The 11,528-nt window shown below is 69.8% G+C and carries 10 protein-coding genes; 3 read left to right on the top strand and 7 right to left on the bottom strand.

The features are described from left to right. Together FJV41_RS43965 and FJV41_RS43970 are read left to right on the top strand one after the other, a co-directional pair. Positions 1-2,626: CARDB domain-containing protein (locus FJV41_RS43965; protein WP_141648618.1), on the top strand; the 2,626-nt coding region annotated here is incomplete at its 5' end. Between the two features lie 68 nt (positions 2,627-2,694). Then, positions 2,695-3,096 carry a hypothetical protein gene (locus FJV41_RS43970; RefSeq protein WP_141648619.1) on the top strand — a complete coding sequence of 134 codons (402 nt, stop codon included), beginning with the start codon at positions 2,695-2,697 and terminating at the stop codon, positions 3,094-3,096. Between the two features lie 4 nt (positions 3,097-3,100). On the opposite strand, the gene FJV41_RS43975 is transcribed toward FJV41_RS43970, so the two are convergent. The 7 genes from FJV41_RS43975 to FJV41_RS44005 all read right to left on the bottom strand — a co-directional run bounded on the left by FJV41_RS43975 (position 3,101) and on the right by FJV41_RS44005 (position 10,904). After that, a complete protein-coding gene (locus FJV41_RS43975; RefSeq protein ID WP_141648620.1) occupies positions 3,101-3,913 on the bottom strand; it encodes a hypothetical protein in 813 nt (270 codons plus the stop codon). A 98-nt stretch (positions 3,914-4,011) separates the two neighbouring features. Beyond that, positions 4,012-5,076, bottom strand: coding sequence for a cysteine hydrolase family protein (locus FJV41_RS43980; RefSeq protein ID WP_141648621.1), 1,065 nt, complete (start codon positions 5,074-5,076; stop codon positions 4,012-4,014). 36 nt (positions 5,077-5,112) lie between these two features. Continuing rightward, positions 5,113-6,987, bottom strand: coding sequence for a hypothetical protein (locus FJV41_RS43985; protein WP_141648622.1), 1,875 nt, complete (start codon positions 6,985-6,987; stop codon positions 5,113-5,115). A 4-nt stretch (positions 6,988-6,991) separates the two neighbouring features. Then, entirely contained in the window at positions 6,992-7,795 is an 804-nt protein-coding gene (locus FJV41_RS43990) for a protein phosphatase 2C domain-containing protein (protein WP_141648623.1), read from the bottom strand. 275 nt (positions 7,796-8,070) lie between these two features. Next, positions 8,071-8,760 (bottom strand): NUDIX hydrolase, encoded by a 690-nt coding sequence (locus FJV41_RS43995; protein WP_141648624.1) that lies wholly within the window; start codon positions 8,758-8,760, stop codon positions 8,071-8,073. Positions 8,761-8,813: 53 nt separating this feature from the next. Beyond that, complete coding sequence (locus FJV41_RS44000; protein ID WP_141648625.1) at positions 8,814-9,818, bottom strand: diacylglycerol/lipid kinase family protein; 1,005 nt, start codon at positions 9,816-9,818, stop codon at positions 8,814-8,816. 81 nt (positions 9,819-9,899) lie between these two features. Next, the gene (locus FJV41_RS44005; RefSeq protein WP_141648626.1) at positions 9,900-10,904 is read right to left on the bottom strand and encodes an SDR family NAD(P)-dependent oxidoreductase; all 1,005 of its coding nucleotides are present in this window, start codon (positions 10,902-10,904) and stop codon (positions 9,900-9,902) included. A 352-nt stretch (positions 10,905-11,256) separates the two neighbouring features. Between FJV41_RS44005 and FJV41_RS44010 the strand changes: the two genes are divergently transcribed. Further along, positions 11,257-11,528: Ig-like domain-containing protein (locus FJV41_RS44010; protein WP_181791357.1), on the top strand; the 272-nt coding region annotated here is incomplete at its 3' end.

An 11,528-nucleotide genomic window follows, 5' to 3' on the forward strand; every position in this document is an offset into this window, starting at 1 on the left:
CACCCAGCCCGACCCCACCGAGTCCGGCGGTCCCGACTTCCAGGTGGAGTCCGTCTCCGGCCCTTCGGCCCTCGGCGCGGGCGAGCTGCGAGCCCGGGCGCGCCTCTGCAACGAGGGCGGCGGCGCCGGCTCGACGGAGGCCTCCTTCTTCCTCACCGCCACCGCCGCTCCCGGCACGAGCGAAATCCTCCTGGCCACCAGCACCCGCCTCTCCCTCCGCTCCGGCGAATGTCGGGAAGTCTCCGTCTCGGTGAGCGCGCGGGCCGCGCCCGAGGGCAGCTACTTCCTGAGCGCGAGGGTGGATCCAGACGGCGCCGCCACGGAGACCCGCGAGGACAACAACGTCCGCCTCGGCAACACCGTCCGCGTGGACCGCACGCCTCCGGAGACACCCGCGCCCGCATGGACGCAGGCCGGAATCGGGAGGCCGCGCAACCTCAGCCTCCATACCGAGGCAGGCGCCACGGTGCGCGTGTACGAGGGCCCAGGCTGCTACGGCCAGGAAGTCGCGAGCACTGTCACGGGCAGCAACGCCTACTGCGAGGTCCCCATCGACGTCCCGACCACGCCCGGAGCCACCTGGTCCGCGCGCGCCTATGACGATGTCGGCAATGGCTCGCCCTGCAGCCCCACCGTGGACTACCCCTACGGCGACGGCACGCCACGGATTGCGCCGGTGCTGATCAGCACCAGCCCGGGCTCACCCGGCGGCAGCCTCCAGCCCGTCTTCAACGGCCGCGCGGAGCCGCGCGTCACCGTCGAGATTTTCAGGAACGCCACCTGCCAGGGCACCGCGGAGCAGACGCTGACCGCGGATGGCGCCGGCTTCTTCTTCGCCCAGGTGAACGTGGCCAGGGACGAGAAGGTGACGGTGTCCGCGCGAGCCAAGGACTCGGGCGGCTACTCCACGCCGTCTCCCTGCTCCAATCCCCTGGAGTACCAGAACGACGGCACGCCGCCGGCCCCGCCCCGCGTCACGGACGTGAAGTGGCAATACCTGAACGACGGCCGCCAGCTCGTCGTCACGGGCACCGCCGAGCCCCACGCCACCGTGGGCATCTTCATCGACGTCGCGTGCACGGGAACGCCCGCGCGCACGGTGCAGGCGGACGCGGAGGGACGCTTCACCGCGACCGCGCCCTTCGGAGCCGGAGGCAGCCACCGCGTGTTCCTCGCGGCGAAGGACGCCTCGGGCAACGTGTCCACATGCGCGGAAGGGCCCGCGTACGAGCTCCGCTGCCCGCCGGGCACCGCGGACTGTGACGGTCGCTCCTCCAACGGGTGCGAGGTGGACCTGACGGCGAACCCGAACCACTGCGGCACCTGTGGCAACACCTGCCAGGACGGCCCCTATGCGGACGGCGTCTGCGTGGCGGCGACGTGTGGCCACACCTGCGCGCCGGGCTACTACGACTGCGACGGCAAGCCGGCCAACGGCTGCGAGTCGCGCACGGTGTGCCAGCCCACCAGCCAGTGCACCATCGACAAGCCGAGCGAGCTGATGATTACGGCGCTGTCCGTCGTCGAGGACCCGGTGCGCACGGCGCCCGGTGGGCCGTGGCACTTCGGCACGGTGATGCGCGAGCTGGCCGGTGGGCAGGACCCGTCGCCGATGGTGCGCGCGTGGCTGAAGACGTGGCTTGCGAAGCAGAACGTGAATGGGCTGGAGATTCCGCCGCGTCCGGAGATGCAGACGCGCGTGCTGGGGCCGTGGGAGGCGCGCAGTGGTGGGCCGTCGGCGCCGCTGGACTTCAACTCGGCGCCGTTCCGGCTGCTGGCCATCGTCAACCGCATCGACCTGCGCGAGCAGGGTCTCCAGGCGGGAGAGGGGCGCTTCATCTTCGGCGTGGTGGACCCGAGCGGTGTGCCGCTCGAGTTCACCATCATCCTCGAGTACGCCCTGCCCGGAACCACGCCGGAGTCCATCCAGCGCTGGGCCACGGACTGGCATGAGCTGGGAACGCTGAAGGTTGGAAACGCGGGCTACAACGCGAAGCTCCAGGCGCTCACGGACCGCTTCTCGAAGCGAGGGGTGATGACGGGTCGGCACGAGGGCAGCGCGCTGAACCAGATTCGCACCAATGAAATCGAGCTCGCGGAGCCGTGGGAGATGCGCGAGTTCATCCTCTCGCCGCTGGGCCTGATGCCGACGACGATGAAGCTGACGCCGGCGCTGCACTTCGAGAACACGCAACTGCTGGCCACCTTCCTGACGGAGAACAGCGCGGACGTGCTCGCGGAGCGGCATGTGGTGCCCGACAGCATGGGAGGCTTCCCGTTCCTGGCGGCCCACTCGCTGGTGCCGCTGGACTTCTTCTGGCGCGCGCCGAACGTGGCGAACGAGGTGCGCCACAAGTTCTCCCTCAACACGTGCAGCGGCTGCCACGCGGGCGAGACGCAGACGGAGTTCGTCCATGTGGCCCCTCGAACGCGAGGGACGACGGCGGCGCTGTCACCCTACCTGCGAGGCACCACGGTGACGGACCCGGTGACGAAGTCGGTGCGCACGTTCGATGACCTGACGCGGCGCGCCGATGACCTGAAGGCGCTGGTGTGCGCGCCGACGGCGGGCCTCAAGTCCGTGGGCCTGGTGCCGTCCAACCTGCCGCCCGCCCGCGTTCACTGAGTCACGCAAGGAGTCAGCAGGCCCGGGGAGCAAACCCTCTCCGGGCCTTGTCAGGGTAGGCTTTGGACATGGCCCTCTCTCCTGACGACTATGCCCGTCGCGATGTCAGCAGCGCCCTGCATGCGAAGCTGCACGTCCAGCTCGAGGTAGACCGCGTCAAGCTCCCGCCCGTCACCCCGGGCGAGGCCGTGGTGGAAGGACGCATCGCCCGGATATTCCGAGGCGACCCGGCACGGCTCTCCACCCCCGTCTCCTTCGAGGTCGCCTGCTACCGCAAGGGCGACATGCTTCCCCCAAGCGGCATCCGCTGGAGGCTCGTCAAGGACCTGGAGCACGCCCGGTACATTGAAATCTACCTCGACACGAACGCCGTAGGAGTCATGGATGCTGGGCCGGGCATCGCCGTGCTCGAAGCCCTGTCCGACACGCCCCAGTTCGTCTTCAGCGACATCGAAGAAGAGGACGAATAGCGCCTCACCGGCCGAAGCCACCCAGGGCCGTGCGGCTGAAGCTCGCGGCCCCCTGGCTCACGCGCACCGCGGACTGGCTGAACACCTGGAAGGCCGCGCGAATCTCCTGCGCCGTCTCGCCCGGGGTCAGAATCCATTGGTCCTCGATGCCCATCTCCTGGAACACGCGCCGGAAGTCCGTGCTCCCGTCATCGATGCCCATCGCCGCGACGATGTGGTTCTCCGCGCGACGCAGGTCGTTCACCACCGCCGCCACGTCCCTCGCTGTGGCGCGGCTCGAGTGCATGTCCGCGCCGTCGGTAATCAGCAACGTCACCGTGCGCACCGGCACGCCGTTGCCGCTGAACTCCTGGGACTTCGCCAGCACCGTGCCCAGCAGCACCACCGCCTGGTCGTACAGCGGCGTGCCCTGGTCCGCGCTGTAGTTCTTCGAGTGCATCCGCACCACGTCCTCCAGCGGCCGGTACGGATTGAGCACGTGGCCATTCAGGTACCGCGTGTGGAAGAGGACGCCGTCCTTCTGCTTGCTCGCCAGCAGTGAGTCGAGCACCAGGTTGTGCCCGTCGCACACCGTCTTCGTGTGTCCGCTCGTGGAGATGCTCCCCGAGTCGTCTGGCATCACCGTCACCAGTACCACCTCGCTGGCCTGCACGTCTTCCACCCGCACGCCGAGCCCCGCCTGGATTTGCGCGCCCAGGTCCACCACCGACAGCGCCTGCAATCCCGCGGGGCTCAACACCCCTTCCGCGTGCGCATCCTCGAAGAGCTTCGTCACCGCCGTCTGGCCACCCCACGTCGATTTGCTCGTGCTGCTCATGTCCAGCTCACTTTCTCCCCCGGTCCGAGGGCAGGGCTCCGCCCGCCCGCTCTCTTCGGAGCAAGGTCGGGTCTTGATATGCGTGATGAAAAGACAGCTCAGCCGATGCGCAGGTCCGGCCAGCTCGCCAGCGGGTCCGTGGACTTCACCAGGTGCATGCCCGCGTCCGCGAAGCGCTTCAGGGCCGCGTCCGCCTGCGGGGTGAAGTCCGCCGCGAAGCCACCCTTGCCGTCGGGCACCGTCACCGCGGACATGCAGTCGGTCAACAGATACACCTTGCGAGCCAGCGCCGCGTCCTGCGCGACGATTTCTCCGAGCAGGTCGTCGATGGAGCTCTTCACGCAGTGGCTCGCGGCCTGGCCGCCAATCACCACCGCGTCCGCCGTCAGCAGCGTCTTGAGGAACTGGGTGTTGCGCTGTGCCAGCGGCTGGCCGTCATGCCGGCCCATCACCTCCGGCCGCAGCACGGAGTAGTTCTCCGTCAACGGGTTGCCGCCCTTCACCTCCGCCCAGGACTGCATGCCGCGCGCGTACGAGTGGAACAGCCGCGCCTCCTGCACCACGCCGGCCAGCGCGTGTCCGTCGCCTCCCAGGAGGCAGTGCGGCGGCCACAGGTACAGCGTGTACTTCCCCGCGCGCTCCAACTCCTCGCAGTAGTACTTCACCTGCTTGAGCAGCCAGGGGTAGTTGCCGCCGCACAGCCACTTCGCCATCGCGGGGTTGGGCCGAGCCTGCCCGCGCTCGATGTGCTCGCGCGTCACCTCGCGGTACGGCGTGAGTGGCTTGTCATCCTGGTCCACCCAGAAGGACGGGAAGAAAATCTGGTACGCGAAGTGGGTGTCCAGCGTCGCCGTGACGTTCGTCAGCGTGCCCAGGTTCTTGTAGATGAACTCCGCGATTCGGCGGCTGTCGTCCACCGCGCCGCGTCCGCTGCGCCCCGCGACGTAGAGCGAGCCCTCCGGGAAGCAGAAGTCCTTCTGCACGTCGATGAGCAACAGGTGCAGGTTGAACCCATCCGCCGCCGCCGAAGTGACTCCATGCGCGCCCCGCCACGCTCCCGCCTCCAGTTGAAGCCTTCCCGCATCCGGGCCGTAGCTGTACTGGCCCGCGTGGTCCGCCCGGTAGAAGCCAGGCATCGGAAGTTCCTTCAGGTGCTTCTTCATCGCGCTACCCCCATGTGAAGAACTCAATGTGTCCGCTCACGCCATCCGCAGCGTGGTGAGGTCCTGCCTGCCCACCACCAACAACCCCTGCCGAGTCAGCAGGAGCTGACAACCCGAGTCCACGAAAGGCTCGGCATCCGGAAACTCGCGCACGGCCTCCAGCCGGCCTTGCCGTGGCTCCACGCGGGTGAGGCCCGCGTCCGTCGCGCAGAACAGCGCCTCCCCCACCGCGCACCGTCCGCTCCGGAACGCGCCGCCCAGCCACGAGCCATCCCCCGCCTCCGCCACGCCGCTCGCGCGCACCACGCCGTCCGAGCCCACCGCCACGCAATGGTGCCGTGTGCGCCCCGCCGCTTCCTCCGCGAGGAACAGCCACGCGAGCGCCCCGTCGAAGACACAATCCGCGTCCACGAGCTGTCCCGAGGGCCACGGCAACACGAGTCCGTCTCGCAATCCCAGACGCTCCACATCGAAGACGAACGCGCCCCTCAGCCCCCCCGCGCGGTGGAACCCCAGGCCGAAGCGGGGCCCCACGAACAAACGCGTCTGTCCCTCCAGCACGTCGCCGATGCGCTCCTGGCCATGCGCGCCGTCGCGCCACAGTCCGCCGCCCACCGCCCAGTAGCGATGTCTCGCATTGGCGGCGAAGGCCGGGCGTCCCTCGGGGGCGTCCACGCTCAGTCGCTCGGGCGCGCGCTCCGGGACGAGCACCGCCACCACGCCGTCACGCCCCACCAGCGTCGCGTCCCCTTGCAGCGACCAGCGCAGGGAGGGGTCCAGCGGTCCGCGCAACGCCACACGTCCGTCCTCGCGCCGATAGGCTCCGTCCGCGTGGTACAGCCAGCGTGGGACTCCCTCCTCCACGCTCGCGTGCACCAGGACGCCGCGCGTGGAGAACAGGTGCGTCGCCGTCACTTGACCGCGCGTCGAGGTGACGGGTGTGCTCGCGGCCACCGCGTGGGGCTGACACGTGGGGCAGGCGCTCCGCGCATGTTCGACGCCGCACGACGCGCACGCGGTGAAACGCAGGCCCTCCAGCAACGGCAGCGGGAAGACGCAGCGCAGGTCCTCCACGAAGACGCGGTGCAGGTGGTGGAGCACGTCATCCGGCAGCGTGCGCAGCGGGAGCGCGGGCTTCGGGTACTGCACTTCCGGATGGAAGACGGTGATGCGCTGGAGCAGCCGCCCCGCCGCAGTCGCCCGCGCCGCCGGGGACTTCGCCCGGTACACGCCGCCGTGAGGCCCCACGCACAGGAGCGACTGCATCGCGGCCACGGTGAAGCCATACCAATCACTCGCCTCCGACGCGGGCCTCGTGGGGATGAGGCTCGTCGCGCCGCCCAGGCGCACCGGGTCGAGGAAGCGCTCGGTGAACACCGAGCACAGGAAGCCTCCGAACTGGAAGCTGTCCGCGTCGATGAGGTGCGCGTCCGCGTGCCCCGTCACCAGCACGTTCAAATCGTTGAAGTCGCCCACCACCACGCCCGAGGCATGCACCCCGGCGAGCGTCCGATGCAGCCCACACAGCACTTCGACCGCGCGAGCGGACGTGGCGCCGACGCGGCGGAACGTGGGTTCGCCGAAGCGACGCAGGGACTCCACGCCGTCCAGCTTGCGCATGGCGTAGCCCAGCACCCTCTGTCCCGTGGAATCCGTGGCGAGCGCCTGCGGCGTCACCACCCTCCCCGGCAGGCCCGTGGGAAAGGCGCGCAGCTTGCGTTGATGCTCGTCCAGGCGAGCGCGAGCGGCGGCCTGTTCGACGGCGAGCCCCGTGTAGTCTGGATGCTCGGGCTGCTTGAACACCTTGAGCGCACGCCCCTTGCCCAGGTCGAACACATCCGCCTCGCCGCCCTTGCCCAGCGCCTTCGCGGGATTGAGCCGCACCTTCTTGCCTTCGAGCCAGAGGTCCATGGCTTCACGCCCTCCCCATGCGGCGACGGAGCACCACCATCGTCGTGTCGTCCGCGAGCAGACCCGGCGCGCGCTCCAGGCGCCGTGCCTCGAAGTCGGCGCGCACGTGCTCTCGGTTGAGCATCGCCAGCCGGCGCCGCAGTGCATCCGGGTTCGTGAAGTAGCGGTCCTCCGTCCAGAACCGCGACAGCTCCCCCACCTGCTCGTCGCTCGCGGGAAGGCGCGTCTGCGCCAGCTTCGCCAGGTCCGAGACGCCATCCGTCCCGAGCATCAACACCCGCACGTCTTGCGTCGGCACCAGGGCCTGCGCGACGAGCGGCGTCTGCGCTCCACTCGACAAGGCATAGGCGAGATAGGGCGGTGCATTGTTCGCGAAGGGCCCCAGCACCCGCACCTCGCCGTTGAGGCACCACACCCCATCTCCCGCGGAGAAGACGAGCGTGTGAGAGGGCGTCAGCACCGCGCCCACCACCGTGAAGAGGAAGTCCCCCAGTGTGTCGCGACCGAGCTCCCGCCGGAGCTCACTCAACAGACACAGCACGTCCTCTCGCAGCCCGGGAAGGAACCCGGCTTCATCCACACGCCCGTCCTCCGCCAATCGCACCAGCGCCGCCTGCGCCACCCGCCGCACGCCGAGCTGCGCGCCCAGCTCACTGCACGGCTGGCTGCCACAACCGTCCGCCACCACCGCCACCAGCCCGTGCTCGCTGGCGCGCACGCACCAGGCATCCTGGTTGTTGCGCCCCGCCCTCGCATGCTCCCGGCCCTGCACGGAGGCGGCGGCGACATCGAAGGGAAGCGAGGACATGGCTCTCCCGTGGCCCGCGAACGGGCTCGGCACGGCGAAGGTGCGACAAGGTGACGCGCCCTGTCCCCCGGGCTCCCCGGGAGCGGCGGCCTCCCACGCTCCCCGAAGAGGGACTCCACGGGCCGCGCCTCTCCTCTGGTGGCGCTGTCCCGCGGAGCCTCGCTCCGGGTTCGTGTACCTACGACACCAACATAGTGTCCGAACGACACTGTGTCAATGCAATGGGAGGCCGGACGGGAGGACAGGGCCTCCGTGCGCGGGTGGACAGCGGGGCGTCAGAGTTCGAAGTTGAAGCCGGCCTTCTCGAGCTGGCGGTACTTCTTGTGGTCGAACCGGTAGAGGCGCGCGGCGCGGTGGGAGACGTCCTGCTCCACCTCGTCCAGCTCCTCCAGCAGGTCCATGGCCAGGATTTTCTTGCGGAAGTTGCGCTTGTCGAGCTCGCGCTCCAGCACGACCTCGTACAGGCGCTGGAGCTGGGTGAGGGTGAACTTGGGCGGCAGGAGCTCGAAGCCGATGGGCTGGTAGCGCACCTTGCCCTTGAGGCGCTGCAGCGCGGTGTTGAGGATGTCCGCGTGGTCGAACGCCAGCTTGGGCGTATCCCAGACGGAGAACCACGCGGCCTCGCGGGCATCGGTGGCGGCGCGCAGCGCGTGGGCACTGAGCTTCACCAGCGCGAAGTACGCCACGGTGATGACCCGGCCCCGAGGGTCCCTGTCCGGCTCGCCGAAGGTGAAGAGCTGCTCCAGGTGCCCGGGGCGCAGGCCGGACTCCTCCTCCAGCTCGCGCCGCGCGGCGGCCTCGAGCGACTCGTCCAGCTTCACGAAGCCGCCCGGCAGCGCCCAGCGGCCCTCGAAGGGCTCCACCCCGCGCTGGATGAGCAGCACCTTCAGGTCATCGTCGTCCAGGCCGAAGACGACGCAGTCCACCGTCAACGAAGGTCTCGGGTACTCGTAGGTGTAGCTCACGGCGCACCGGCATAGTGTCCGGAGCACACCCGAGTCAACGAGAGCGCGCTGGGCTACACGTGGACCATGCGGGACAGCTTGCGCCAGTCGACGAGCTGGACGCTCTCCTCGGCCAGGTCGAACTCCACCGAGCGCCGCATGCCGATGACGTCCCCGCCCATCTGGAAGGGCACGTCGCGGTCGAAGTCCATGCGCAGGCGCTGGACGAACCAGTCATGCATGTGCGGCAGCGGGTGCTCGCCGCGCCACAGCTTGAACATGTTGCGCGTGGCCTCCAGCACGCCGGCGCTGTAGACGCGCACGGAGAGCCGGTGCGGCACCGTCTGGGCGAAGGGGAAGGCCTTGAAGCCGAAGCCCCACTCGGGTGTCGTGGCGGCTCCGGCCACGCCCGCGGGCCCTTCGTACAGGAGCGCGCCCTTCTCACTGTTGGGCACCGGAATCACGTTGCCGCGAGCGTCCACGGTGAGGGCGGGCTCGCCCACGTTGTAGACGGACACCCGGGGGGTGCCGGAGCCGAACATGTGCCGAGGCACCGTCCGGGTGAACATCGCGGTGAGGTAGCCGCGCAGACCCGCCTGCTGGCTGCGCAGCGGACCCGCGGCGGAGAGCTGATCCTTGAAGTCCTGAATCATCTCCGCGTCCCAGCCCGTACCGGCGAAGGGGGCCACCTTGCCCTCCACGCGCACCAGGGAGAAGGGACGCGTGGGCGGCAGGACTTCGCGCATGGCGGCGATCTGCTTGAGCGCCACGGCGGGACGGGGGGCGCCCGTGACGCGCGCCCAGGCGTTGCCAGTGCCCATGGGGAGCACGCCGATGGCCGGCAGGGCCACACCCGCCGCGCGCAGTTCGTTGAGCAGACCGGTGATGGTGCCGTCACCGCCTCCGGCCAGCAGGAGCGAGGGCGGGTTGGGACGCAACTCGGAAATCCAGTGCCGGGCCTCTTCGAGCGAGCGGGTGAGCGCCAGTCGGGCCTTGGGGAGGAAACGCTGCACCAGGCCGCCGACTCCCTCGGAGCCCCGGCGTGCACGCAGATTGACGAGGACAGCGATGTCGGTCATGGCGGCGGGACTTTCCCCGGGCCGTGTCATGGCCCGGTCACGGGCCCGCGATGGACCGGGCCCGTGACGACAATGTGAGTCTCACACCCCTAGTGCGTGGGCGACGCGCGCGCCAAGCCGCCCCCGAGCCTCCCTCCTCCCCAAGAGAGCGGCCGTGGCGACCAGTCCCCCGGCGAAGAGCAGGCGGCGCAGGGCTTGCTTGCTCCGGGAGTGATAGCCGCCGGACGTGGCGGTGCCCTCGGACATGGGGTGGAACAGGCTGCCGGGGGTGGCGCCCTGACGTTCGTCCTCGAAGTGAAGGGCCTCGGTGGCGCCGTGCATGGTGCGCTCGAAGGTCCGCGGCATCAGGCCGTGCATGGCGGCGAAGGCGCGGGCGGCGGGGCCGACGAGGACTTCGGCGCGGGGTTGGCGCAGGACGCGGAGGATGGCTCGGGCGACGCGTTCGGGGGTGTAGACGGGCTCCACGGGGCGCACGCGCCAGCCGGTGTAGTTGGCCGTGTGGTGCCACAGGGGCGTGTCGATGGCGGCGGGCATCACGGTGCAGACGTGGATGCCGGTATCGAGGAGTTCCTGGCGGACGGAGGAGGTGAAGCCTCGCACGGCGTGTTTGGAGGCGACGTAGGCGCTGACATAGGGGGCGGTGACGGAGCCGAAGGATGAGGAGACATTGACGAGGGTGCCGTGGCCCTGGCGGCGGAACTGCGTCACGGCGGCGCGGGTGCCGCTGACGGTGCCGAAGAAGTTGGTCTCCATGAGCTGGCGGAAGGCGTCGTCGGGGGTCTCCTCCAGGCTGCCCATGAGGTAGACGCCGGCGTTGTTGATCCACGCGTCGAAGCGGCCGAAGGCTCGCACGGCTTCCTGGGCGAGCGCCTGCACGGAGGCGGAATCCGAGACATCGGTGGGGACGGCGACGGCGCGGACGCCGAGGGAGACGCACTCACGGGAGAGGTCCTCGAGCGGCTCCTCGCGGCGGGCGGCGAGCACGAGGTGGGCGCCCTTCTTCGCGAGGGCGAGCGCGGTGGCGCGGCCGATGCCGCTGGACGCTCCGGTGATGACGACGACGCGGTTCTTCCATGCCCGTTTCATGTTCCCTGGCCTCCGTTGGGCGAGCCGGCGCGCTGGCGGCTCCTGGCCCTGAGCGAAGATGGGGATGAAGGTGGCGAGTGCCTCGTGCCCCAGGGGGCTCCCCCGGAGAGCGGGCGGCAGAGCGGTTCCGGAGCACGGACGGGAGTCCAGCGCCGGGACGGCGCCATGGGGATTGCACCCGAAGTGGAACGACTCCGCGCCGGTGGGTCCGGGCCTGAAAGCAAGGGGTTGGGGTGGTTTGGAGGAAGCGGGAGAGGGCTGTTATGGGCATGCGACTGTCTGGTGGGCAACGGAACGCGGCCTGCACTGACACCACACGATGAGCACTCCAAGACCTGTCCTGCCGCCCTGGGTGGTAGCCGTTCTCCTGTCCGCGCCGGCCTGTATCGACGTGCCGGGCATCACTCCCGTCCAGGGCGAGGTGCGCATCCGCACGCCCGAGGCGACGGCCTACACGAGGGGGGTCTTGGACCTCGGCCTGGAGGTGACGGGGCACCGTCCGGACCGTGTGGAGTTGCTCCGGGACGGAGAGGTGCTCGCGGTGCTGGAGGCTCCGTACACGTATGCGTGGGACACGGCGGGGGAGACGGAGGGTGAGCACCGGTTGAGGGGGCTGTCTCTTAT

Source organism: Myxococcus llanfairpwllgwyngyllgogerychwyrndrobwllllantysiliogogogochensis, from assembly GCF_006636215.1.
Classification (GTDB): domain Bacteria; phylum Myxococcota; class Myxococcia; order Myxococcales; family Myxococcaceae; genus Myxococcus; species Myxococcus llanfairpwllgwyngyllgogerychwyrndrobwllllantysiliogogogochensis.

Excerpts from the sequence above, each read along its gene's own strand:
- FJV41_RS43980 (WP_141648621.1), bottom strand. The coding sequence starts at position 5,076 with ATGAAGAAGCACCTGAAGGAACTTCCGATGCCTGGCTTCTACCGGGCG.
- FJV41_RS43985 (WP_141648622.1), bottom strand. The coding sequence starts at position 6,987 with ATGGACCTCTGGCTCGAAGGCAAGAAGGTGCGGCTCAATCCCGCGAAG.
- FJV41_RS43990 (WP_141648623.1), bottom strand. The coding sequence starts at position 7,795 with ATGTCCTCGCTTCCCTTCGATGTCGCCGCCGCCTCCGTGCAGGGCCGG.
- FJV41_RS43975 (WP_141648620.1), bottom strand. The coding sequence starts at position 3,913 with ATGAGCAGCACGAGCAAATCGACGTGGGGTGGCCAGACGGCGGTGACG.
- FJV41_RS43970 (WP_141648619.1), top strand. The coding sequence starts at position 2,695 with ATGGCCCTCTCTCCTGACGACTATGCCCGTCGCGATGTCAGCAGCGCC.
- FJV41_RS44005 (WP_141648626.1), bottom strand. The coding sequence starts at position 10,904 with ATGAAACGGGCATGGAAGAACCGCGTCGTCGTCATCACCGGAGCGTCC.
- FJV41_RS44000 (WP_141648625.1), bottom strand. The coding sequence starts at position 9,818 with ATGACCGACATCGCTGTCCTCGTCAATCTGCGTGCACGCCGGGGCTCC.